Annotated in this window: 24 protein-coding genes and 1 other RNA gene; 8 read left to right on the top strand and 17 right to left on the bottom strand. The window is 53.4% G+C overall.

Going from position 1 to position 24,259, the window contains the following annotated elements; all coding sequences use genetic code 11:
* Positions 1 to 5: 5 nt before the first annotated feature.
* The 3 genes from NP77_RS03835 to NP77_RS03825 are packed head-to-tail and all read right to left on the bottom strand — an operon-like array spanning position 6 to position 2,404.
* Positions 6 to 884, bottom strand: a complete 879-nt coding sequence (locus tag NP77_RS03835) for a metal ABC transporter substrate-binding protein (protein WP_039659090.1) — start codon at positions 882 to 884, stop codon at positions 6 to 8.
* 15 nt (positions 885 to 899) lie between these two features.
* Positions 900 to 1,739: a metal ABC transporter permease gene (locus NP77_RS03830; protein ID WP_003850449.1), complete on the bottom strand. Its 840-nt coding sequence runs from the start codon at positions 1,737 to 1,739 to the stop codon at positions 900 to 902.
* Positions 1,736 to 2,404 (bottom strand): metal ABC transporter ATP-binding protein, encoded by a 669-nt coding sequence (locus NP77_RS03825; protein WP_039659286.1) that lies wholly within the window; start codon positions 2,402 to 2,404, stop codon positions 1,736 to 1,738. The genes NP77_RS03830 and NP77_RS03825 overlap by 4 nt, the downstream gene beginning before the upstream one ends.
* 340 nt (positions 2,405 to 2,744) lie before the next feature.
* On the opposite strand from NP77_RS03825, the gene NP77_RS03820 reads away from it, so the two are divergent.
* The 3 genes from NP77_RS03820 to NP77_RS03810 all read left to right on the top strand — a co-directional run bounded on the left by NP77_RS03820 (position 2,745) and on the right by NP77_RS03810 (position 3,863).
* Entirely contained in the window at positions 2,745 to 3,098 is a 354-nt protein-coding gene (locus NP77_RS03820) for a hypothetical protein (protein ID WP_003850454.1), read from the top strand.
* Positions 3,099 to 3,245: 147 nt separating this feature from the next.
* The gene (gene tomB / locus NP77_RS03815) at positions 3,246 to 3,623 is read left to right on the top strand and encodes an Hha toxicity modulator TomB (protein WP_003850455.1); all 378 of its coding nucleotides are present in this window, start codon (positions 3,246 to 3,248) and stop codon (positions 3,621 to 3,623) included.
* A 24-nt stretch (positions 3,624 to 3,647) separates the two neighbouring features.
* A complete protein-coding gene (locus NP77_RS03810; RefSeq protein WP_003850458.1) occupies positions 3,648 to 3,863 on the top strand; it encodes an HHA domain-containing protein in 216 nt (71 codons plus the stop codon).
* A 135-nt stretch (positions 3,864 to 3,998) separates the two neighbouring features.
* On the opposite strand, the gene ffs is transcribed toward NP77_RS03810, so the two are convergent.
* An RNA gene (gene ffs / locus NP77_RS22750) (signal recognition particle sRNA small type) lies at positions 3,999 to 4,095 on the bottom strand.
* A 187-nt stretch (positions 4,096 to 4,282) separates the two neighbouring features.
* Here ffs and NP77_RS03805 point away from each other — a divergent pair.
* Positions 4,283 to 4,600: an MGMT family protein gene (locus tag NP77_RS03805; RefSeq protein ID WP_039659087.1), complete on the top strand. Its 318-nt coding sequence runs from the start codon at positions 4,283 to 4,285 to the stop codon at positions 4,598 to 4,600.
* A 30-nt stretch (positions 4,601 to 4,630) separates the two neighbouring features.
* Here the strand turns inward: NP77_RS03805 and NP77_RS03800 are convergent, their stop codons facing one another.
* Entirely contained in the window at positions 4,631 to 5,188 is a 558-nt protein-coding gene (locus NP77_RS03800; RefSeq protein ID WP_008924908.1) for a YbaY family lipoprotein, read from the bottom strand.
* Between the two features lie 190 nt (positions 5,189 to 5,378).
* Between NP77_RS03800 and tesB the strand changes: the two genes are divergently transcribed.
* Positions 5,379 to 6,242 carry an acyl-CoA thioesterase II gene (gene tesB, locus NP77_RS03795; RefSeq protein WP_003850463.1) on the top strand — a complete coding sequence of 288 codons (864 nt, stop codon included), beginning with the start codon at positions 5,379 to 5,381 and terminating at the stop codon, positions 6,240 to 6,242.
* Positions 6,243 to 6,291: 49 nt separating this feature from the next.
* Here tesB and amtB read toward each other — a convergent pair whose 3' ends face one another.
* From amtB to NP77_RS03770, 5 genes are all read right to left on the bottom strand, one after another.
* Positions 6,292 to 7,578 carry an ammonium transporter AmtB gene (gene amtB, locus NP77_RS03790; RefSeq protein ID WP_003850465.1) on the bottom strand — a complete coding sequence of 429 codons (1,287 nt, stop codon included), beginning with the start codon at positions 7,576 to 7,578 and terminating at the stop codon, positions 6,292 to 6,294.
* 34 nt (positions 7,579 to 7,612) lie between these two features.
* Positions 7,613 to 7,951, bottom strand: coding sequence for a P-II family nitrogen regulator (glnK, locus tag NP77_RS03785; RefSeq protein ID WP_003850469.1), 339 nt, complete (start codon positions 7,949 to 7,951; stop codon positions 7,613 to 7,615).
* Positions 7,952 to 8,208: 257 nt separating this feature from the next.
* Complete coding sequence (locus tag NP77_RS03780) at positions 8,209 to 9,984, bottom strand: SmdB family multidrug efflux ABC transporter permease/ATP-binding protein (RefSeq protein ID WP_039659086.1); 1,776 nt, start codon at positions 9,982 to 9,984, stop codon at positions 8,209 to 8,211.
* Positions 9,977 to 11,746: a SmdA family multidrug ABC transporter permease/ATP-binding protein gene (locus NP77_RS03775; protein WP_039659084.1), complete on the bottom strand. Its 1,770-nt coding sequence runs from the start codon at positions 11,744 to 11,746 to the stop codon at positions 9,977 to 9,979. Before NP77_RS03775 ends, NP77_RS03780 begins: the two co-directional genes overlap by 8 nt.
* A 24-nt stretch (positions 11,747 to 11,770) precedes the next feature.
* Positions 11,771 to 12,232, bottom strand: coding sequence for an Lrp/AsnC family transcriptional regulator (locus NP77_RS03770; RefSeq protein ID WP_033742960.1), 462 nt, complete (start codon positions 12,230 to 12,232; stop codon positions 11,771 to 11,773).
* Between the two features lie 116 nt (positions 12,233 to 12,348).
* Between NP77_RS03770 and NP77_RS03765 the strand changes: the two genes are divergently transcribed.
* Positions 12,349 to 13,383 carry a PLP-dependent cysteine synthase family protein gene (locus tag NP77_RS03765; protein ID WP_039659083.1) on the top strand — a complete coding sequence of 345 codons (1,035 nt, stop codon included), beginning with the start codon at positions 12,349 to 12,351 and terminating at the stop codon, positions 13,381 to 13,383.
* Between the two features lie 34 nt (positions 13,384 to 13,417).
* Here the strand turns inward: NP77_RS03765 and cof are convergent, their stop codons facing one another.
* Complete coding sequence (cof, locus tag NP77_RS03760) at positions 13,418 to 14,239, bottom strand: HMP-PP phosphatase (RefSeq protein WP_039659081.1); 822 nt, start codon at positions 14,237 to 14,239, stop codon at positions 13,418 to 13,420.
* A gap of 91 nt (positions 14,240 to 14,330) precedes the next feature.
* On the opposite strand from cof, the gene NP77_RS03755 reads away from it, so the two are divergent.
* Together NP77_RS03755 and queC are read left to right on the top strand one after the other, a co-directional pair.
* Complete coding sequence (locus NP77_RS03755) at positions 14,331 to 16,049, top strand: SgrR family transcriptional regulator (protein WP_039659079.1); 1,719 nt, start codon at positions 14,331 to 14,333, stop codon at positions 16,047 to 16,049.
* A 41-nt stretch (positions 16,050 to 16,090) separates the two neighbouring features.
* Positions 16,091 to 16,786, top strand: a complete 696-nt coding sequence (gene queC / locus NP77_RS03750) for a 7-cyano-7-deazaguanine synthase QueC (protein WP_008924900.1) — start codon at positions 16,091 to 16,093, stop codon at positions 16,784 to 16,786.
* A 49-nt stretch (positions 16,787 to 16,835) separates the two neighbouring features.
* Here queC and NP77_RS03745 read toward each other — a convergent pair whose 3' ends face one another.
* The 6 genes from NP77_RS03745 to clpX form a co-directional block, all read right to left on the bottom strand.
* A complete protein-coding gene (locus tag NP77_RS03745) occupies positions 16,836 to 17,234 on the bottom strand; it encodes a thioesterase family protein (RefSeq protein ID WP_003850485.1) in 399 nt (132 codons plus the stop codon).
* Between the two features lie 100 nt (positions 17,235 to 17,334).
* Entirely contained in the window at positions 17,335 to 17,688 is a 354-nt protein-coding gene (locus NP77_RS03740; RefSeq protein ID WP_008924899.1) for a helix-hairpin-helix domain-containing protein, read from the bottom strand.
* Between the two features lie 140 nt (positions 17,689 to 17,828).
* Positions 17,829 to 19,697: a peptidylprolyl isomerase gene (gene ppiD / locus NP77_RS03735; RefSeq protein WP_008924898.1), complete on the bottom strand. Its 1,869-nt coding sequence runs from the start codon at positions 19,695 to 19,697 to the stop codon at positions 17,829 to 17,831.
* Between the two features lie 249 nt (positions 19,698 to 19,946).
* Positions 19,947 to 20,219 carry a nucleoid-associated protein HU-beta gene (gene hupB / locus NP77_RS03730; RefSeq protein WP_033731763.1) on the bottom strand — a complete coding sequence of 91 codons (273 nt, stop codon included), beginning with the start codon at positions 20,217 to 20,219 and terminating at the stop codon, positions 19,947 to 19,949.
* Between the two features lie 214 nt (positions 20,220 to 20,433).
* Positions 20,434 to 22,788 (bottom strand): endopeptidase La, encoded by a 2,355-nt coding sequence (gene lon, locus NP77_RS03725; RefSeq protein WP_003850493.1) that lies wholly within the window; start codon positions 22,786 to 22,788, stop codon positions 20,434 to 20,436.
* 186 nt (positions 22,789 to 22,974) lie between these two features.
* On the bottom strand, positions 22,975 to 24,246 hold the full coding sequence (gene clpX, locus NP77_RS03720) for an ATP-dependent protease ATP-binding subunit ClpX (protein WP_003850494.1): 1,272 nt from the start codon (positions 24,244 to 24,246) through the stop codon (positions 22,975 to 22,977).
* Positions 24,247 to 24,259: the final 13 nt, after the last annotated feature.

Below are 24,259 nucleotides of genomic sequence, written 5' to 3'. Positions count from 1 at the left end.
TATGCCTATTGCATACTCTTCAGCATCGCATTCACGTTATGTTTAAAGGCCGCCTGATAAGTCGCCGCCGGGCCAGAAGCCGTGGATAACGCTTCCGGATAGAGCTCACCACCTGGCTCAGCACCGGTCGCGCTGGCTATCTGTTTCACTAACCGCGGGTCCGTCTGATTCTCGATGAAATAGCGGTTAATGTGCTGCTGTTTGAGCTGGTTGATTAAGCTCCCCACGTTGCTGGCACTCGCTTCTGCTTCAGTAGAGAATCCGACGGGTGCCAGAAACGTTACGCCATATCGCTGTCCAAAGTAACCAAACGCATCGTGACTGGTCAGCACTTTACGCTTGTCGGCAGGCACAGCGTTAAAGGCCGTTTTTGCCCAGCTATCCAGCGCCTGCAGTTGCTGTATGTAATTCTGCCCACGCTTGCGGATTGCTGGCGCGTCTTCAGGGTCGGCTTTGACCAGCGCATTCATCACGTTGGTCGCGTAGATAACGCCGTTCTGCATGCTGTTCCAGGCGTGTGGATCGGTCACCGTTTTGCCCTCCTCCTCCATGCTGCGGGTAGTCACACCCGTTGAAGCGACCACGGGCTGCCCGCGATATCCCGACGCGCTGACCAGGCGATCCATCCACCCTTCCAGTCCCAGTCCGCTGACAAACACCAGATCGGCCTTCGCCAGCGCCTGGCTGTCCTGTGGCGTCGGTTCAAACGTATGGGGATCGCCATTCGGTCCCACCAGACTTTTTACGTTGACATGATCGCCGCCGACCTGTTTGACGATATCTGCCAGCACAGTAAAACTGGCCACGACATCCACCGTTTTTGCCATTGCAAATGGCGTGGCAAACAGCGCAGCGAGCGCCAGGCTAACCGGTAATTTTTTCATAGATACCCCTTAAGATTAATGGCGGCGCAAAATCCCGCCGCATGGCCCTGCAAGAATGGAGAAAAAAAACAGCATGGCGGCGCTCAGCACCACAGCGGGACCGGCCGGTAATGAAAAGTGCCAGGAGAGCATCAGGCCAGCCAGGGCTGAAAGCATTGCCATGAAAATGGCGATAGCCAGCATCGCGGCAAGATGGCGACTCCAGAAACGGGCGCTGGCAGCGGGCAGCATCATTAATCCCACCGACATCAGCGTGCCCAGCACCTGAAAGCCCGCCACCAGATTCAGCACCACCAGCATTAAAAACAGACCATGCACCAGCGGTGCACTCCATTTTCCCTGCGCCCGCAGGAAGTCACTGTCAAAGGCATCGATGACCAGCGGACGATAAATGATCGCCAGCATAATCAGCGTAAAGGCGGCGATGCCGCCAACCAGCAACAGTGCAGCGTTGTCCACCGCCAGCAGCGAGCCAAACAGCACGTGCAGCAGATCCACGCTTGAGCCGCGCAGTGAGACCAGCGTGACGCCCAGCGCCAGCGAACCGAGATAAAACCCGGCAAAACTGGCATCCTCTTTTAAGGGCGTGTATCGACTCACCGCGCCCGAGAGCAGCGCCACGGCTAAACCTGCGATCAGGCCGCCGATACCCATCGCGACCAGTGACAGTCCGGAGATCAGATAGCCAATAGCCGCACCCGGCAACACGGCATGTGATAACGCATCGCCAATCAGACTCATACGGCGCAGCGAAAGAAATACGCCGAGTGGCGTGGCACTGATAGCCAGCGCGACGCAGGCAACCAGTGCGCGCCGCATAAACCCAAACTCAATAAAAGGCTGTATCAACGTCACGGCGCATAACTCCGCAGAGGGGGATCAGGGAGCCAGGTGCAACTGACCTCCGTATCATCCATCGACATCACATTACTGAAGTAGCGAGCGACCAGTGGACGGTCGTGCAGCACCACCAGCAGCGTTGTTCCAGCCTGCTGTTGCTGTTCCAGTATCGACATCAGTAATGTTACCGTCTGACTATCAATGCCGTTAAAAGGCTCATCCAGTAGCCAGAGCTGGCTGCGCTGCAACAACAGTCGCGCAAACAAGACGCGCTGAAGCTGTCCGCCCGATAAGGTCGCGGGCTGCGCATCTGCATAATCACGCATCTGAACCGCCTCCAGCGCCTGCCAGATTTCCCGACGCAGTTCCCGGTTGATGCCGCCGAACCAGCCGCAGCGAGGCCAGCAGCCAATTGAAACCAGTTCAAATACCGTCAGGGGAAAGCGCGTCTCCAGTTCAGTACGCTGTGGCATCCAGCCAATAGCCCGCCGCGAAACCTGCAGCTCGCAGCGCCCCGCTATTGGTGGCAGCAAGCCCGCGATGGTTTTTAACAGTGTTGATTTGCCGCTACCATTCGCGCCGACCAGGGCTGTCATCGAGCCAGCGCTGAGCTGACCATTGATGGCGGGGGTAACAGCCTGTCCCTGATAGCCCGCGCGAAGTGCGTTGAACCGGATCATGTGCTGATCCCCCATTTTATCGCCACAGCAAGCAGCGCAATGAACAGCAGTGCGATAGCCAGTCGCCCACCTAATGACATAAGTAATCCACTCTGACGCATCACTTCACCAATATGTTATAACATAACAATAATATATCGAATATTGTTGTTGCACCTATGCGCGAATGTGTATCAAAAGATAAATAACACCAGGTGTCACTGGCCGTCGCAGACATGCGATGCAGCCTGCTCACACCACTGGCGCAGGTTAACAATTAACGGTTTTGTGCTCTGCTGGCTTGCAAACTGGTTGCAGAAATCCAATGATAGGTTTATTAACGGTTATAAGCGGACCAGATATGTTGTCACGAATTGAATGTGATATTGCTGTAGGCGAATCAGACTGCACAAAATTAGCGGAGATTGTTCAGCGGAATATTCTCAAAATAACAGATTTGCTGGTAGGGGATTTACGCTGGTATTCGCAGAATGCGCAGTTAGTTCCTGGCAGTTTAAAAATTATTTGTGTTGAATATCAGGATCTGGATAGTTTTAAATTACTTTACGATTTTGACTGGAATTTATTTAGTCCTTGTCAGGATTTAAATGAAACAGTAACGCAATCGGAGCAGGTGAAGTTTCGCATTGTGCCCGGTGCACTTGAGTTTGATGCGATTGACAATGCACAACCCTCCCCCAGCGATGAATTGTAATATTTAGTAATGGAGGTGAGCAGAACTAATGGTTTTACACTATCTTTAAGATATCCCGTTTAATAACTGCCCGAATAATCGCTTCCCGGCGGCGTTATCGTGACTCGCTGCCCTGCGGCAACTGTGCTAGCTATGGAGGGGAAAAAGATGGACGAATACTCACCGAAACGGCATGATATTGCCCAGCTTAAATACCTATGTGAAAGCCTGTTTGACGACAGCATGGCAACATTAACCGACAGCCATCATGGCTGGGTAAATGATCCCACTTCTGAAAGCAATCTGCAGCTTAACGATTTGATTGAGCACATCGCCTCTTTCACCATGAATTACAAAATTAAGCACGTTGAAGATGAAGCGCTGATTTCGCAAATCGATGAATATCTTGATGATACCTTTATGTTATTCAGCAACTATGGTGTCAATAGTCCGGATCTTCAACGGTGGCAACGTTCAGCTAAACGCTTATTTAATCTGTTCACTGAAGAGTGCGCTTTTCTCCAGCAACCGAGCCATTCATTATAGTACAGACATGAGAACGGTTTATTTATGAACAAAACCCTGACTAAAACTGATTATTTGATGCGACTACGGCGTTGCCGTTCACTGGATACCCTGGAAAGGGTCATTGAAAAAAATAAGTATGAATTACCTGAAGATGAGTTAGCGGTATTTTACTCGGCAGCTGACCATCGTCTGGCAGAACTGACGATGAACAAGCTTTACGATAAAGTCCCGGGTTCAGTCTGGAAATTTGTCCGCTAGTTTTATTGATTAGTACTTAGCTTTACACTTTTTAGTACCGGATATTCCTGCCTGCCGTCAAACCAATCGGCCAGGCGGGTTTTGCCTGTCTGCAGTTTCTGTGAAGGGATATTGCGAGGGAGAAAGTGGTGGGGGCCCTGCCAGCTACATCCCGGCACACGCGTCACCTGCTACGGCTGCTTCCTTCCGGATCTGACCGAGTTCACAAGCTAGCATTGCGGGAGAACCAACAGGGCCCCCATTGACAAGCCCTCTTTACGAGAGCGGGGGTATTATCTGGGAAGGAGGGTGCAATTGCAAGCGTAGTCGGGACAACCGTTGTTTTCTTGAACAACCGCCGCTATAACGCTTTCACTGCTTTCTCCCCATGCTAAAGTTAAGACCCTATTCCTGATGAAATAAGCAGATGAAATAAACACATGGATCAGCCTGACACCTTTCAGCAACGCATCTGGCAAATTGTTGCCGCTATTCCGTATGGCCATGTCACTACCTATGGCGATGTGGCGCTGCTGGCAGGTTCTCCGCGGGCGGCACGTCAGGTCGGCGGCGTGCTCAGTCGGTTACCTGAAGGTACTGCCCTTCCCTGGCATCGCGTCGTCAATCGTCACGGTAAAATTTCACTGCAGGGCGACCGTCTGTTCAGACAGCGCGATGCACTGGAAGCCGAAGGCATAGAGGTAAGTGATGAGGGACAGCTTGATATCGGAACGTATCGCTGGGATTTCAGGCAGTAAAAGGGGCGACAAGGTCGCCCCGAAAAGTGATTAAATATGGGTTGGTGCAGGAACAGCTGCAGACGGCGTCACCTGAGTCGGTGAGGTCGAAGGAACGGTGGTCGCTGCCCCCGGCTGGGTTGGCATCGCCATTGATGGCACGGGTACCAGCAGCAGTTCAGCTTTAGTGCCACCCTGGTTGATCACCGGCTTCACGCCTTCAGTGACAAAAGCCAGCTTGCCGTCGATTGAGATCGCTGCGCTTAACAGAATGCGCGCATTAGGCTGGATGTCGGCCGGGTTAAACGGCAGCACGAACTGGAACGGTGCCTGTTTACCTTCAGTACGCACCACGCGTTGCGACAGCACTTTTGATGGTGCGTCGGATACAGAGGCATCAGACAGGGTTACCGTTAACACCGCATCCGGCGGCAGCGCAATGCGCTGGCGGATAAATACAGAGCCACTTACGTTAGGCTGCGCAATTGCCGCGGTCTGGCCTGCAACCGCAGAACCCAGAGTGGGGGTCGGAACGGGTTTACTCTTATCGGCGCATCCCGCAACAGCAAGCGCCATAATTACACCACTACACACATGCCTGAGTTTCATTGATGTCGTCTCCATTTGATCAAAATGATTGTCGGCAGCGAATCCTGCTTACAGCGTTTCACTCGCCGTATGTCCTTAATGTTGGCACAAAAATGAAATTTTGCCTGGCTCAGCTAAAGCGGAAAGTCTGATTGACGTTAACTGGTCCGATCTTTCACACTGAGCAGGTCACTTTATTGAGGAATGCGCCATGAGTCAGGCACTGCAAAATCTGCTGAATCTGTTAAATCTGGAAAAACTCGAAGAGGGTCTATATCGCGGCCAGAGCGAAGATCTGGGTCTGCGCCAGGTTTTTGGCGGTCAGGTGGTCGGTCAGGCGCTTTATGCCGCTAAGCAAACCGTTCCGCCAGATCGCGTTATCCACTCTTTCCACAGCTACTTTTTGCGGCCCGGCGATAGCCAGAAAGCGATTATCTATGATGTTGAAACGCTGCGTGATGGCAAAAGTTTCAGTGCCCGGCGGGTAAGTGCCATTCAGAATGGACAGCCGATTTTTTACATGACCGCATCGTTTCAGTCGCCGGAAAGCGGATTTGAACATCAAAATCCGATGCCTGAAGTCGTCGGGCCTGAAAACCTGTTAACTGAACAGGCGATGGCGCAGAAAATGGCACATCTTCTGCCAGAAAAGCTACGCGAGAAATTCATTGCTGAACGTCCGCTGGAGATCCGTCCGGTACAGATTCACAACCCGTTGCGGGGACATGTGGCTAAGCCTGAGCGCCAGGTCTGGATCCGTGCCACTGGCCCACTACCTGACGACTTACGTATTCATCAGTACCTGCTCGGCTATGCTTCCGATCTCAATTTCCTGCCGGTCGCGCTTCAGCCGCACGGCAAAGGCTTTTTAGAACCGGACATGCAGGTCGCCACGATCGACCATTCCATGTGGTTCCATCGCCCGTTCGACTTCACTGAATGGCTGCTCTACAGCGTAGTCAGTACCTCGGCTTCTGGCGCACGCGGTTTTGTCCGGGGTGAGTTTTACAATCAGCAAGGTGTGCTGGTGGCGTCGACGGTTCAGGAAGGCGTGATGCGTCAGCGCAGCGAATAAAAAAAGGGGCGATTTCTCGCCCCCGATTAATCTTTTCCGTACTGACACATTACTGGTTGTAAGCGTTCTCGCCGTGGCTGTTTACATCCAGACCTTCACGCTCATGCTCTTCCGGTACACGCAGACCAACAATCAGGTCAGCCAGCTTGAAGCCGATAAAGGCGACAACACCCGACCAGACGATAGTCAGGCCGACGCTGAACAGCTGCACCCAGACCTGATGGCCCATGGTAACGCCCTGTGCATAGCCCACGCCGCCCAGTGAAGAGGAAGCAAACACGCCAGTCAGAATACAGCCTACAATTCCGCAGACGCCGTGTACGCCGAACACATCGCAGGGATCATCCACACGCAGCCATTTCTTCAGGGTGGTCACACCCCACAATCCTGCCAGGCCGCCAACCAGACCGATGATCAAGGATCCGCCCACGCCAACGTAACCACAGGCTGGGGTAATCGCTACCAGACCGGCAATAAAGCCTGAACAGGCACCCAGCAGAGAAGGCTTACCACGTACCGCCCACTCGCCAAAGGTCCATGCCAGGACTGCGCCCGCGGTTGCGACGACGGTGTTCAGGAAGGCCAATGCCGCGATTTCATTTGCTGCAGACGCAGAACCGGCGTTGAAGCCGAACCAGCCAACATAAAGAATCGCGGTGCCGGTGAAGACCATTGGCAGGTTGTGTGGCTTAAAGGCCTCTTTACCAAAGCCAGCACGTTTGCCTACCAGATAAGCGCCCACCAGACCTGCTACTGCGGCGTTAATATGCACTACTGTACCGCCAGCAAAGTCCAGCGCACCATCCTGAGCCAGGAAACCGCCCGCCCACACCATGTGCGCGATAGGTAAATAGGAGAGCGTCAGCCAGACACCGACAAAAATCAGTACTGCAGAGAAGCGGATACGTTCAGCGATCGCACCGACAATCAGGCCCACGGTGATACAGGCAAATGAGGCCTGGAAAGCGACGTGGATATACTGATAGAAACTGCCCATTACGGCGGTAAGTTGAATGTTTTTCAGCATGGCCCAGCCAAAGCCACCAAAGAAAGCATTGCCTTCACTGAACGCCAGGGAGTAGCCGTAGACCACCCACAATACGCAAACCAGCGAGAAGGTCACCGCGACCTGGGTCAGCATCGACAGAACGTTTTTGCCGCGAATCAGACCACCGTAAAACAGCGCGATACCTGGAATTGACATAAACAGCACCAGCGCGGTGCAAATCATCATAAATGCGTTATCAGCCTTGTCCGCAACGGCAGGCGCAGCCATCGCGAGTGAGGGTAACAGTGCCAGGCTGGTGAGGCCCAACTTAGCTAACATTTTATTCATTTTTATTCCATCCCATCACAGTACTGAGTCTTGATTACAGAGCGGCTTCATCGGTCTCGCCGGTACGAATACGGATGACGCGCTGCAGTTCAGCCACGAAAATCTTACCGTCGCCAATTTTGCCGGTGTAAGCCGCTTTACTGATGACATCCACCACTTCGTCCAGCTGATCATCGGCAATCGCGATATCAATTTTGACTTTTGGCAGGAAATTTACGCTGTATTCTGCGCCACGATAAAGCTCTGCATGGCCTTTCTGACGGCCAAACCCCTTCACTTCGGAGACGGTCAGTCCCTGAATGCCGATAGAGGATAAAGCTTCACGTACATCCTCCAGCTTGAATGGCTTAATTACGACGGTGACCAGCTTCATTGGATCCCCTCCAGCGAGTAAATTGGTAACGTTTATGGACACGAAGGGATATAAGCAAAGCCTGTGCCAGAGTGTAAAACTGACGTTAATCAGTGAGTCAGGCGAGACGCGGCAAGGCATGGTTTTAACCGTAGCGGAAACCTGAAGCCTGGATGAAGGGGAATACTGCCAGGGACTGCACTCCTTTGGTGCTTAAGGCGTCAAAGGAGTGCATTTGTACAGATTATTCTGATAAACATGCTCAAAAAAGGTGCAGCTCAACCTTCAGATGTTACAGGCACGCCCGACGCCAGATTTTCACCTGCCTGTTGTAGCTGATACATCTGCCAGTAGCGTCCCTGCATCGCCAGCAGTTGCTGATGGGTACCCTGCTCCACCACACGACCGCGATGCAGCACCAGAATCTTGTCCGCTTCCACAATCGTTGATAGTCGGTGCGCAATCACCACCAGCGTACTGTGCTGACGAAGCGTCGCAAGTGTCTGCTGAATCGCCTGTTCGGTACCGGAGTCGATATTGGCTGTTGCCTCGTCGAGGATAAGTATCTGCGGCAGATCAACCAGTACCCGGGCCAGCGCCAGCAGCTGCTTCTGTCCGACCGACAAATTATTGCCCTGCTCGCCCAGCCGGGTATAAATTCCCTCTGGTAAAGCCTGCGCCAGTGGCGCCAGCTGTACCTGCTGGAGCACCTGCCAGACAGCCTCTTCACTGATGTCGCGGCCCAGCCGGACATTGGCCAGCAGCGTATCGGCCAGTACGACCGGATCCTGCTGCACCATCGCGATACCGTGTCGCAGCACGGCATGACTCAGGTCACCAATAGGCCGGTCATCAATCCGGATTTCGCCGCGCGTCACCGGGTAGTAGCCCATCAGCAAATTAGCCAGAGTACTCTTGCCGCTGCCGGTATGGCCCACCAGTGCCACGAATTCACGCGGTGCGACGTCAAGATTGATATCACTGAGTACATCGCGGTTTTCACGGTAGGCAAAACTGAGATTGTTCAGGGTGATACGACCTGAAGCCAGTGGCTGCGGGTCGATGCCATATTGCTGCTGCGTAGCATCCATCAGCTCGAAAATACGCTCACCAGAAACCACCGCCTGTTGCAGCATCGATTGCTGCGTGGTCAGCTCAATCAGCGGCTCATTCAGGCGGCCCAGGTAAGTAATAAAGGCATACAACACCCCGACTTCAAACACGCCAGGCACCGAGAAGCTGAACAGGATCAGCAACCCACACAGTACCATCGCTGAAAACAGGCTCAACAGAGGGCGCAGCAGAAAGCCATCAAGACGCAGCGTCTCCATTCGCGCCAGATAGTGGGAGCGACTCGCTTCGCCCATACGCTCACCAAATCGCGCCTGCTGGCGAAACTGCTGAATCACGCTCATGCCGCTGATCACTTCGTTAAAGCCGTTGTTAATGTCTGCCAGATAGCTGCGAACCCGTCGGGCAATCGGCGTGCTGTAGCGCTGATAGATAAACATGACTATCAGTACCAGCGGGAAGATCATCATCGCCACCAGTGCCATACGCCAGTCAAGGCTGAACATCGCTACCATCATGGCACCAACGAGTGCAGCACTGCGCAGCACAGTGGAGACCACCGTGACGTAGAGATCGCGGATGACTTCGGTGTCGTTCGTCACACGCGAAATGATTTGACCGACCGGCTGGGTATCAAAGGCGCTCAGCGGCTGACAGAGTGCTGCATTCATCACGTCACAGCGCAACTGCTGGACCACACCAATTGCGGCACGGTTGAATAACAGCGCCTGCCAGTAGTGCAGCCCGGCGGCCAGTAACTGAAGCAGAATAAAACTCACCACCAGTCCGGCAACGATACCCCAGGGCATCTGATGCTTCGCCACCAGGTTATCAATAAAATAGCTGACCAGCACCGGGCCGGTCACTTCCGCTGCGGCAGCAATCCAGAGCATGCCAACCGCCAGCGACAGAGATTTGCGCCATGGCTTGCCGTAGCTCAGCAGACGCTTCAGGGTTGGCCACAAGCGTGCAGACTTAGCCATGCGGCACTCCTTTCTCATTTTCATCATCATCCAGTGCCGCTTCGAGTTGCTGATACCGGTACATATCACGATACCAGCCAGCACTGCTGGCCAGCGCATCGTGATCGCCTCGCTGCATCACGCTGCCCTGTTGCAGCACCAGAATTTCACTGGCTTCTGTCAGCGCCGACAGGCGGTGTGCGCTGATAATCAGTGTTTTCCCCTGCCCCCAGATGCGCAGATTATGCAGGATTTCGTGTTCGGTACGTCCATCCACTGCAGAAAGTGCGTCGTCCAGAATCAGGATTTCGGCATTCAGCAGGAGTGCCCTGGCAATCGAAAGACGCTGCTTCTGTCCACCGGACAGCATGACGCCGCGCTCCCCGACTTCCGTTTCATAACCCTGTGGCAGACGCAGGACATCGTCATGAACACAGGCCAGCATAGCTGCACGTTCTATCTCCAGCTGGGTTGCGCCCGGTTTCCCCAATGCAATATTGTTCGCCACACTGTCTGAGAACAGGAACGGTGTCTGGCTGACTACGGCCAGACGGCTGCGCCAGCTGTCCAGCCGTAACTGCGGCAGCGGGATCTGATGGTAGCGGATGTCACCCTGCTGAATATCAAAGTGACGCTGAATCAGGCTGAGCAGTGTGCTTTTGCCACTGCCGGTTGGCCCGCACAGTCCCAGCATTTCACCGGGTTTCAACTGGAAGATGATATCGCTTAGCACCGGACCTGTGCTGGCCGGATAGTGAAAGGCGCGAATAGCGACCTGCAGCATGCCGGGTTGAGGGGGTAAAGATTTATCGCCATCTTCCACCGCTGGCGCTTCTGCCAGCAGCGCACCGATGCGGCTCCAGGCGGCGCTGCCGCGTTCGACAATATTAAACATCCACGCCAGCGCCAGCATTGGCCAAATCATCAGGCCGAGATACATCACAAAACTGGTGAGCTGTCCCAGCGTCATCTGATCATGCCATACCATCCAGCTGCCGCCGCCAATCGCCAGCAGGTTTGAGAAACCGATCGCGATGTAGATTGTGGGATCGAAACGGGCATCGACCCGCGCGACGCGCAGGTTTTTTTCCCCGGTATCACGGGCGATGTCGGAAAATTGCTGCGACTGATGCTGTTCCAGACCAAAGGCTTTGATCATCCGGATGCTGGTCAGGCTCTCCTGCGTCTGATCGTTGAGGCTGGAGAAGGCCGCCTGTGCCAGCTTAAAGCGGTGGTGCAACTGATTACCGTAACGATGGATCACGATAGCCATAATCGGCATCGGCACCAGCGCCAGCAGCGTCAGTTGCCAGCTGATCTGAGTACTCATCACCAGCAACACCACACATCCCATCACCAGCGAATCGACCAGCGTCAGTACCCCTTCTCCGGCCGCAAACACCACGCGGTCCACGTCGTTGGTGGCGCGCGCGATCAGGTCGCCGGTGCGGTGACGCAGGTAAAATGCCGGTTGCTGACGACTCAACTGGCGATAAAAATCTTCGCGCAGTTCAACCGCCAGCTGGTAGGAGGCACCAAACAACAGGACGCGCCAGACATAGCGCAGCAGATAGACCACGATTGCCGTTGCCAGCATGATCCCAATCCACATCATGATGCGGCTGGAACTCATGTTGTCACGTGTTACACCATCGACAATCACGCCGACTACATGCGGCGGCAGCAACTGCAGAATAGCAATAACAATAAGCAGGATGACCGCGCCCAGATAGCGCCGCCACTCCCGCAGGAAATACCAACTTAACTGACTGAATAATCGCACAACGCTGCTCTCAATCTCAGGCCCTCAGAGGGCGACAGGTAAAGCCGTGGTGTATTTAATCTCTTCCATGGCGAAGCTGGATGTCACATCAATCAGGCCGGGCACCCCATTGACTACTCGCTTGTAAAAAGCATCATAGCTTTTCATATCGGCCACCTGAATGCGCAGCAGGTAATCATACTCCCCTGCCATGCGGTAAAAGGCCATGACCTCCGGCATGCTACTCACCACGGAGACAAAAGTCTGATACCAGTCGCGGCTGTGCTGCTGGGTTTTCACAAACATAAATGCCGTCAGTGACAGTCCGATTTTATCACCATCCAGCAACGCTACCCGAGCGCGAATAATGCCATCATCTTCCAGTTTTTTCAGGCGCTTCCAGCAGGGTGTGGTGGTAAGGTTGACGGCATCCGCCAATGCCTGCAGTGACAGGGTACAGTCCTGCTGCAGTAGCGCGAGCAATTTGAGGTCAGTTTTATCTAACATTCGGGGCTCCGAGAGAATCATTTTCTCCATTACCGCGATTTTAGCGGTAATTTTGCAATCTCTTTTTCCTGCACGTGCCATAAAATAGTCTCATTATTTTTTATCGGACGCCTGAGATGCACACTTGCTGGATTCGTCACGCTATCAACGAAATTAATGCTGACTTTCAACGATCGGCAGAGACCCACTTGATCCGGTTCGATCTGGCGGATTTTCCCGGCATCTGGTTCTATCTGAAAGATGAGAGCACCCATCCCAGTGGCAGTCTTAAACATCGGCTGGCACGATCTCTGTTTCTTTACGGCCTTTCTAATGGCTGGATTAAACAGGATACGCCGATTATAGAAGCCTCGTCAGGCAGCACTGCGGTTTCTGAGGCGTACTTCGCAAGGCTGCTGGGCCTGCCGTTTATTGCAGTGATGCCCGCCAGTACAGCGAAGCGTAAAATTGAGCAGATCGCGTTTTATGGCGGACAGTGCCATTTTGTCGAGGATCCCTGCCAGCTTTACGCAGAGTCTGAACGGCTGGCGCGGCAGCTGAATGGCCATTTTATGGATCAGTTTACTTACGCTGAACGCGCGACAGACTGGCGTGGCAATAACAACATTGCAGAGAGCATCTTTCGTCAGATGCAGCACGAGCCCTATCCCATTCCCCATACTGTCATCATGAGTGCAGGCACCGGCGGCACTTCAGCGACCCTGGGCCGCTATATTCGTTACCAGGGACTGGAAACGAAAATGCTGGTAGTGGATCCGCAGCATTCTGTCTTTTTCGACTACTGGAGGCAGCGTGATGCCACTCTGACCAGCACGCGCGGCAGCATGATCGAGGGGATTGGCCGTCCACGGGTAGAACCCTCGTTTATGCCTGACGTGATCGATGAAATGATAAAAGTGCCGGATGGTGCGACGCTGGCCGCCATGCTGAAACTGGAAAAGATTCTGGGACGCAAACCTGGCGCCTCTACCGGCACTAATTTCTGGGGCATGATGCAGGTGGCGAAACGCTTACGGGCGGCAAATCAGCAAGGGGCGCTGGTGACACTGCTTTGCGACAGTGGCGAACGTTATCCCGATAGCTACTATCAGACAGAGTGGGTAGCAAAACATATTGGCGATATCACGCCGTGGCATCGCGAGCTGGAATAAAAAACCGGACATCCTGTCCGGTGCACGGCAATCCTCAGCATTCGGGGGAATACGCGAGGTCAGGTGTAGCCAGCCAGTGATTTAAATAGTGAGACACTGCCTGTGTCTCGCAATGCCCTAATACGGGTAAATGCGGAAGTGCGGCTTTCAATTGCGCCATCGCATTGCCCATGATGAAGCCCTGCCCGACCTGCGCCAGCATCTCGCGATCGTTCATCGCATCACCAAACGCCATACATTCCGCCATTGTCAGCGACAGGTGATCACATAACAGCGCCAGCGCGCTGCCTTTGTTGCAGTGAGCGGGCAAGACCTCCAGCGTGTCCACCCCAGAGAAGCAGATCGTAGCCTGCTCGCCCAATGCGGCATCCAGCGAGATCTTTAGCCGACACAGATTCTGATGCTGATCAATAAAGCAGATTTTTGTCACCTGATGCGCAGGCAGCTTTTTAAGATCGCACAGCTGATAGCCGAATCCGCTCATCTGATGGGCCAGCAGCAGCTCCGGAGCAGGTCGATCGGTAAACCACCCCTGATCGTTGAAAATATGGATTGTCGCGGTGGTATCCCAGTGGCGGTGGATGACCTCTTCAGCGACGGCAGGAGGCAGATCACGTGCGAAGATAAGATTGCCAGACCGATCGTGTACGCGGGTGCCATTACCGGTGATCAGCCATGCGGGAAGTGTCATTTTTTCCCGCAGGATCTGCATTTCCTGCAGATGGCGGCCCGTTGCCAGCGCGAGATTAACACCACGCAGATGCAATGCCTGCAAACTCTCCAGAGTCTGCTGACCCAACTGATGATTCGGCAGCAACAATGTGCCATCCATATCGAACGCGGCTAAACGCACCATGATTCCCCTCCTGATGAAAGATGGCTTTACTATTGCCTGTAAATTACGGAACTAATAGTGAATACTTAAAAAAAACTGTTCCGGGTTTAGCATGCGCCAACTTAATCGCCTTAATCAGTTTCAACGTCTGTGGCAGCAGAGTCTGGGCGCCTCTCAGCAGACCTGCGTGGCAGAGATGGCGCGCCACTGCATCTGCAGCGAACGCCATCTGCGAACGTTGCTGTCACAGTGGCAGCACGCAGGCTGGCTTCGCTGGCATGGCGAGCCAGGCCGTGGCAAGCAGGGGAAATTAACGTTTCTGCAAACGCCTGAACAATTACGACAGCAGTTGCTGCAACGCCAGCTTGATGCCGGAGAGGCGGCGGAGGCTTTGCAGTTGCTGGATCTGGCACCGGAAAGGCTGATCAATATGCTGCGGCCACTCATGGGTGGTCAGTGGCAGAACGATACGCCGGTTCTGCGTATTCCCTACTATCGCCCGATGGAAAGCACTGAGCCGCGCCAGATTGCCGGACGGGCTGAACAGCATCTGGTGCGCCAGATCTACTCAGGACTGACCCGGTTTGAACAGGATGAGCCGGTGGGCGATTTGGCACACCACTGGCAACATGATGAGGCATCATGTTGCTGGTTATTCTGGTTACGTCCTCAGCTAATGTGGCACAACGACGAGCCAGTGCAGGCCGCACAACTGGTGACGCAATTCCGTCAGCTGTTGCACGATACGCGCGTGCGTGTATTGCTGGCTGATGTGATTAGCGTGGATGCCCCCCATCCGCTTGCGCTGCGGTTTATCCTGCGACGCCCTGACTTCTGGCTGCCTCATCGCCTTGCCCATCTGTTATGCCTGTTGCCTCATCCTGATGATGCTGTCATTGGCAGCGGCCCATGGAAACTGGCGCACTTTAGTCCTGAGCTGGTCAGGATTGAAAGTCATTCCCGCTGGCATCTGCAGCGGCCGCTGTTGCAAGCCGTGGAGTACTGGATTACGCCTCAGTTGTTTGATCCTGCTCTCGGCAGTAGCTGTCGTCATCCGGTGCAAATTGCCATAGGGGATGCCGATGAACTCAGGACGTTACAACCGGTGAGCAGCAGCATCAGTCTCGGCTTCTGTTATCTGGTCTGCCGACCACGAGCCGGATTTACGTGCGATCAGGCACGTACGCTTTTTCAGCTAATTCAGCAAAGCGGCATCGTCAGCCGGTTGCCACTGGATGAAGGATTAATCACGCCCAGCAGCGAACTGTTACCTGGCTGGGATGTGCCGCGGATTAATCATGTCCCGGTCCCCTTGCCGGCGACACTGACGCTGCATTATCAGTTACCGGTTGAATTACACCAGATGTCACAGGCGCTGGTTGCCCTGTTAAAACGGCACGGTTGCAGCCTGAACGTGGTGTTTCACCCGGTAAAAAACTGGCACCGCATCGAGCAACTCGATGAAGCAGATATCGTGATGGGTGACAGGCTGATTGGTGATGCGCCGGTCTTTACATTGGCCAACTGGTTGCAGAGCGATCCGCTATGGCGGCCGCTGTGGGTCACACCAGAGGGCGAAGACGTCCAGGCGCAACTGCTGGCTATTCAGCAGATCGCGGACAGCAACATTCGTACTCACACGCTTCACCAGCTTTATCATCAGCTGATGATGAAGGGCATTCTGCTGCCGCTGTTCAATTATCGCTACCAAATCCACGCACCGCCTGGCGTTGAAGGCATTGAGCTCAACACCCTGGGCTGGTTCGATTTCAGTCGCGCCTGGATTCCACCGCCCATTGATCCGCCTTGCAGCTGTTCAGCAGCGGACTGAGGCATTACCATAAGCGCAAAATTAATGACCAGGAAAACACCATGAAACGCGCTGTTGTAGTTTTCAGCGGTGGACAAGACTCCACTACCTGTCTGATTCAGGCCTTAGAGCAATATGATGAGGTTCACTGCGTCACGTTCGATTATGGACAACGCCACCGGGAAGAGATTGAGGTTGCCCGGGATCTGGCCAGTAAACTGGGCGCGCGCGCGCATAAAGTACTGGATGTGACCATGCTGAACGAACTCGCCGTCAGCAGCCTGACACGGGATAACATTCCGGTGCCGGCTTACAATCCTGAGGCCAGTGGTTTACCCAGTACGTTCGTGCCGGGCCGCAATATTCTCTTTCTGACGCTGGCCTCGGTTTACGCCTACCAGGTTGAAGCGGAAGCGGTGATCACTGGCGTCTGTGAGACCGATTTCTCTGGCTATCCCGATTGCCGTGATGAGTTTGTCAAAGCGCTGAACCATGCGGTGTCGCTTGGCATGGCGCGCGAGGTTCGTTTTGAGACGCCGCTGATGTGGCTCAACAAAGCGGAAACCTGGGCGCTGGCGGACTACTGGCAGCAGCTTTCGCTGGTACGTGAGCAGACGCTGACCTGCTATAACGGCGTGAAAGGTGACGGATGTGGTGAGTGTGCTGCCTGCAATTTAAGGGCTAATGGCTTGCAGGGGTATCTCAACGATCGTGATAGCGTAATGGCCGCGATGAAAGCTAAGAGCGGCCTTAGTTAAGGCACTCTGGCGTGGCGGCAGAGAATTTAGTTTGCCGCCTTTACCCGGTTTATGCCATCAGACGCATCAGTCGCTCGCGTAATTCTCCTTCCAGCGCAACCGCCTTCTGGGTCCGCAAATCAATACAGACAAACGTGAGTGCAGCATCCGCCACGACGGTTTCCTGACCTGCCAGCAAAACCCGCTGCGCAATAATGCCGCTTTTACCATTCAACTGCGTGATTGCACTGTCGATAGTGAGTACGTCGCCCAGCACGGCCGGGCGACGATAATTGATGTTGATGTTGACCACCACAAAAGCCAGTTTCTGTTCCTGCAACCAGTGGAATGCTTCAACCTCTTCCAGCCATTCCCAGCGAGCTTCCTCAAGAAACTCAAGATAGCGTGCATTGTTGACGTGCTGATAGACATCCAGATGATAGCCGCGCACTTTTATGGTGGTCTGCATGGTCATGCTCTCCTGCTACTGTAAGTTAACTGGTTGGACCTGTTCACTTTAGCAGAGTCGCCTGCTCAGCGCGGCTTAAGCATCACAGATGTGTACTGCCTCACAATTTCAGCCTGCCCGCATTCCGCTCTATCAACGCGTTGCCAATGCCCGGCACTTCGCTAAGTTGCTGAATTGCGCTAAAGGGCCCGTACTGTTCGCGATAGCTCACAATCGCCTGGGCTTTTTTCAACCCTACGCCATTCATGACGGCAGTGAGCTGTTCCGCTGTCGCGTCATTGATACTGACCTGCTCCTGCTGTGGCTGTAAGGGTGATGCCGGCTTTGACGCGGATAGTGCGCTCTGCGTGACAGCGTCGCTGGCAGATTCAGGGGCCGCAGAGACGCTGGTATGACAGAGTGCACCACCCAGCGCGAGGGAAAGATAAAGGGCAACGAGTTTAGGTTTAGCCATGCTGTGTTTCTCCTTGTGTTTAAACAGCAGCGACAGCGTGTCACCGCTGCGCACAAGGCACAAAAGTGGAATTGCAGAAATGGAAAAGGCCGCGAATGCGGCCTTTGATTGTTACTGTTGTTGCACTGTTTCTGCGAGGCTTACTGCATTTGTGCAGCAGCGCCGTACTTAATTTTGGCTTCTTTACGCAGGTTTTGCAGCAACGCTTCAAACGTCAGCTGTGCATTATTCTGCGTGACGCCTTTGACCATTTCGTCAATCTGCGCCTGCGGCATGCTACCCGTTTTAACTTTATCAACCGCCACCAGTACCACGTTGCCCTGCATATCTTCGCTCACACCCCATGAAGGTTTATTTTCCGCGGGCTGAGGGAGATTAAAGGCCGCCTGTGCAACAGGATCCTGCGCGTTACGGTCAACAGTTTTGCTGGCGCTCAGGGTCAGACCCGCGGCAGTCAGCGCATCCTGCTTACCGGCTTTGAGATCGGTCAGGAGTTTATCCGCCTGGGCTTTCGCCTGCTGCGTCGCTTTATCATGCTTAAGCGTGTCCGTGATCTGCGCCTTAACCTGATCCAGCGGTTTTACCGCTTCTGGTTTGTGCTCACTGATACGCAGCACAAAGGCACGATCGCCATCAACAGTGATGATATCGGAGTTGTTGCCCGGCGCGCCGTTTTGCCCCACAAGGCCACCATTAAAGATCGCCTGCTTCACCGCATCGAAGTTCAGTGCGTCTGGCAGCGTATCCTGGCTGAACCAGCCGGTCTCTTTCGCTTTCAGACCCGAAGCCTGCTCCGCACCCGCCAGTGACTCATTGTCATTGCTGGCTGCTTCGCTGACTTTCTGTTGCAGTTTGTAGAAGGCATCAACGCCCTTTTCCTGCTTCACTTTCGCGGCAATGGCGCTGCGAACGTCATTCAGCGGCTTAACCTGCTCTGGCTGAATATCGTCGAGACGAACGACCAGGAAACCCACTGAGGATTTGATCACGCCTGACATCTGGCCTTTCTGAGTCAGACCCGCATTTTTCAGCTCATCCGGCGTCGTTGAAGGTTCCAGCCAGCCCATATCACCGCCCTTACGCGCAGAAATAGGGTCGATTGATTTGGCTTTCGCCACATCCGCGAAGCTGGCGCCACCTTTCAGCTGGGCCAGTACCGCATTGGCATCGGCTTCAGTTTTAGTCTGAATCACGCTGTAACGCGTACGCTGCGGCTGTGTATAGTCTGCTTTATGCTGGTCGTACCAGGCCTGAATATCCGCCTCGCTGGCATCCTGTTGCATGCTGGCCGCATCCATCAGGATATAGCTGACACGGAACTGTTCCGGCGCCATAAAACTGGTTTTATGCTGCTGATAATACTGACTGATTTCATCGTCGGTGACGGTTTGCTTCGCCGCCAGCGCGTTGACGTCCAGCGTCGCCTGACGAATGTCACGCTGTTGTGAAACCAGGTCCACCAGTTTACTGGCTTCGCCTTTGAGCGTGAAATCGGTGTTAGCAACGGCATTAATCAGCTGCTGATTAGAAAGTTGCTTACGCAATGCTTCAGCGTACTGGTCAGCACTGAAACCCATGTTGCCGATCAGAGCCAGATATTTCGCATTGTCGAATTTGCCGTTGGTCTGGAAAGCCTGCTGATTGAAGATAGCCTGCTTAACCTGATCGTCACTGATGCTGAGGTGGAGATCTTTGATGTAGCTGTCAAGCAGCGCCTGATCGATTAACTGCGACAGCGCCTGCTGGCGGATCTGCTGCATGTAGCCATCGTTGCTGGCCAACTGCGAGAACTGGTCGCCCAGCATCTGCTGCTGACGGCTGCGTTCGCTGTTGAACGCCTGCTCCAGCTGTCCACGGCTGATCTCCTGACCATTAACTTTGGCCGCATAATCGTTATTGCCGCCAATCAGATAGTTGCCAACGCCCGTCAGCACAAAGGAGACCATAATCAGTCCCAGAATAATCTTGAGCACGACATTGTTCGACGCCGCGCGTAAATTGTCCATCATGGTATGGCAACACTCCGCTGTAGTGTGAATGTAAAGCTCGGTCGCAATTCGCCACTCGCTGGCGACTCACGCAACTGCAGGCTTAGCTGGCAGTCTCAATCCGGTCCAGGTCCATCTTACGGCCCGATTCTCACCGGTTAAAACAAAAAAAAGGCACATCAGATTGATGTGCCCGTATGTTACATGAGAACGGGTTAATCGTCCTCTAATCCACTGAAGAAAATGCGTCAATGAATCTATTCGTTGTTATTAATTGACAGCGTCTTTCAATGCTTTACCAGCACGGAAACCGGGAACTTTACCGGCCGGAATGGTGATCTCTTTACCGGTTTGCGGATTACGACCGGTACGTGCAGCGCGGTCACGCACAGAGAATGTGCCGAAACCCACCAGAGCCACTTCATCACCCTCTTTCAGCGCATCTGAAACTGAGCCCATAAATGCATCTAAAACACGTCCTGCAGCAGCTTTAGAAATATCAGCATCGGCAGCAATTTTGTCGATCAATTGTGACTTATTCACTCTATTCATCCCCTCTTTTATTATTTCACATCGCACCCTGCATCCAGCCAGGTCCGAGCGCGCAGCAAGTTATATCAAGCCAGTGACGCCGAAACAACGTAATTTCTCTGAGAACGTCGCGTCGGCAGCCACCTAAATTAGCGGCACAAAAAAAAGCTGGCAAGCGCCAATTGCCTTGCCAGCTCCGCTTTTTAACGGTTTATGCCGTTAATCACTATTTTGCTGTCGCGACCTGCATGCCGTATGGCGCATTTTCCAGTGCCAGATTCAGCACCTCTTCAATGCGTTTCACCGGATGAATCTCCAGATCGGCAATCACGTTCTGTGGAATTTCTTCCAGATCACGCTTGTTGTCGTCCGGGATCAGCACAGTTTTAATACCGCCACGGTGTGCTGCCAGCAGTTTTTCTTTCAGCCCACCAATCGGCAGTACCTGACCACGAAGGGTAATTTCACCGGTCATGGCGACATCTGCACGAACCGGGTTACCGGTCAGACAGGAAACCAGCGCAGTACACATGGCGATACCGGCACTTGGACCATCTTTCGGTGTGGCGCCTTCTGGCACGTGAACGTGAATATCACGTTTTTCGTAGAAGTCACCATTGATGCCAAGCTTCTCGGCACGGGCACGCACTACGGTCAGTGCAGCCTGAATCGACTCCTGCATCACTTCACCCAGAGAACCGGTGTAAGTCAGTTTGCCTTTACCCGGCACGCAGGCGGTTTCAATGGTCAGCAGATCGCCACCCACTTCCGTCCAGGCCAGGCCAGTAACCTGACCGACACGGTTTTCACTGTCAGCACGGCCATAGTCAAAGCGCTGTACGCCCAGGAAGTCCTTGAGGTTTTCGCCATTGATGGTGATGTGCTTCTTAGTCTTGTCCATCAGCAGTGATTTCACCGCTTTACGACACAACTTCGACAGCTCACGCTCAAGGCTACGCACACCGGCTTCACGGGTGTAGTAACGGATAATGCCGACAATCGCGCTGTCTTCAACCGTAATTTCGCTGGCTTTCAGGGCGTTACGTTCAATCTGCTTAGTCAGCAGATGCTGCTTAGCGATATTCAGCTTTTCATCTTCGGTGTAACCCGACAGACGAATCACTTCCATACGATCCAGCAGCGGTGCCGGAATATTCATTGAGTTCGACGTTGCCACAAACATCACATCAGAGAGGTCATAGTCGACTTCCAGATAGTGGTCGTTGAACGCAATGTTCTGCTCAGGATCAAGCACTTCCAGCAGGGCAGACGCAGGATCGCCACGCATGTCAGAAGACATTTTGTCGATCTCATCCAGCAGGAACAGCGGGTTTTTAACCCCCACTTTCGCCATTTTCTGGATTAATTTACCCGGCATAGAGCCGATGTAAGTACGGCGGTGACCACGGATTTCTGCTTCATCACGCACGCCACCCAGCGCCATACGCACATATTTACGTCCGGTCGCTTTCGCGATCGACTGACCCAGAGAAGTTTTACCTACCCCTGGCGGTCCGACGAGGCAGAGAATCGGCCCTTTGATTTTGCTGACGCGACTTTGAACCGCAAGATACTCAAGAATACGATCCTTCACGCGCTCCAGGCCGTAATGGTCGGTATCCAGCGTCTCCTGCGCTTTACGCAGATCTTTCTTCACTTTGCTGCGCGCGTTCCACGGAACCTGAACCATCCAGTCGATGTAGCCGCGAACCACGGTGGCTTCAGCGGACATCGGGGACATCATTTTCAGCTTCTGCAGCTCAGCTTCTGCTTTCTCACGCGCTTCTTCCGGCATTTTTGCCGCGTCGATTTTGCGTTTTAACGCTTCGTACTCGTCAGGCGCGTCATCCATCTCGCCCAGCTCTTTCTGAATCGCCTTCATCTGCTCATTCAGATAGTACTCGCGCTGGCTTTTCTCCATCTGCTTCTTAACACGGTTGCGAATACGCTTCTCAACCTGCAGCAAATCGATTTCAGACTCCATCATCGCCATCAGATATTCCAGACGCTCGTTGACGTCGGACATCTCCAGCACAGACTGTTTGTCTGCCAGTTTCAGTGGCATATGTGCTGCGACGGTGTCGGCAAGGCGGGCCGCATCGTCAATATTGTTCAGCGAGGTTAAAACCTCTGGTGGGATCTTTTTATTGAGTTTGATGTAGCCTTCAAACTGATTGATCGCCGTGCGCACCAGCACTTCCTGCTCGCGCTCTTCGATCTCTGGCGAAACCAGATATTCAGCTTGTGCCACAAAATGGTCACCGTTATCGGCCAGCGTCGTAATGTGGGCGCGCTGTAAACCTTCGACCAGAACTTTGACGGTGCCGTCCGGCAGTTTCAGCATTTGCAATACTGAGGCTACGGTCCCTACTGAAAAGAGATCGTTAATGCCAGGTTCATCCGTTGAAGCCTCTTTCTGTGCGACCAGCATGATTTTTTTATCATGATCCATTGCGGCTTCAAGGCACCGAATTGATTTTTCCCGGCCAACAAACAACGGAATTACCATGTGCGGATAAACCACCACGTCGCGCAGCGGCAACACGGGGATTTCAATGCGTTCAGAACGCTCAGGATTCATAGAGCTCTCTCTTTGTTTAATGTCCGCCAGGTGATGGGAACCGCATCAGGCAGGTATGCAGTTAAACCCACAGGTATCTGAGTATATGGGGATGCTTATCCGACATTCAACGTCACAGAGGCGAGAAAAGCAAAAGGGGAAACATTTTCCCCTTTTTTATTATGACAACATGGACGATCTGTTTAATTATTCGCCAGACGCCTGCGCTTCATGCTTACCATAGATCAACATGGGCTCAGACTGACCTTCAATAACTGATTCATCAATCACTACTTTTTCCACGTCGTCCATGGAAGGCAAATCATACATCGTTTCCAGCAATGCGCCTTCTACGATGGAACGCAGACCACGTGCACCGGTTTTACGTGACATCGCTTTCTTCGCAATGGCAGTTAACGCCTCGTCACGGAACTCCAGCTCAACGCCTTCCAGGTTAAACAGCGCCTGGTACTGTTTCGTCAGGGCGTTTTTAGGTTCACGCAGAATCTGAATCAGTGCTTCTTCGCTCAGTTCGCTCAGAGTGGCAACCACTGGCAGACGACCGATGAACTCAGGAATCAGACCAAATTTGATCAAATCCTCAGGTTCACACTGTGAAAGCAATTCGCCTTCGCTGGCTTTCTGCGACTTCCCTTTCACGGTGGCGCCGAAACCGATACCGGATCCGGTTTCAACACGCTGGGAAATCACTTTGTCCAGGCCGGCAAATGCGCCGCCGCAGATAAATAGAATTTTCGAGGTATCAACCTGCAAAAACTCCTGCTGCGGATGCTTACGTCCACCCTGCGGTGGAACGGCAGCGACGGTGCCTTCAATCAGCTTAAGCAGAGCCTGCTGTACGCCTTCACCTGACACGTCACGGGTAATCGACGGGTTATCTGACTTGCGTGAGATTTTGTCGATTTCATCGATATAAACGATGCCGCGCTGTGCTTTCTGAACGTCGTAATCACACTTCTGCAGCAGTTTCTGGATGATGTTTTCAACGTCTTCACCCACATAACCGGCTTCAGTCAGCGTAGTGGCGTCAGCCATGGTGAACGGCACATCCAGCAGGCGTGCAAGGGTTTCTGCCAGCAGCGTTTTACCACTACCGGTGGGACCAATCAGCAGAATGTTACTTTTGCCCAGTTCGATGCCATTGCTGGTATCGCCGTTGCGCAAACGCTTGTAGTGGTTGTAAACGGCAACCGCCAGCACTTTCTTCGCTCTTTCCTGGCCGATGACATAATCATCAAGGTGATGGCGAATTTCATGTGGGGTTGGCAACGCACTACGTTCACGATGCGGCGCAACTTCTTTAATCTCTTCGCGAATGATGTCGTTGCACAGGTCAACACATTCATCGCAGATATACACTGACGGCCCGGCAATCAGCTTTCGCACTTCATGCTGGCTTTTGCCGCAAAAAGAGCAGTACAGCAACTTTCCTGAACCGTCTTTGCGCTTATCTGTCATCAGTTAACCTCTT

Origin of the sequence: Pantoea sp. MBLJ3 (assembly GCF_000816655.1) — a bacterium.
GTDB classification, from domain to species: Bacteria; Pseudomonadota; Gammaproteobacteria; order Enterobacterales; family Enterobacteriaceae; genus Pantoea; species Pantoea eucalypti.
This window is presented reverse-complemented; position numbering and strand designations above follow the sequence as displayed.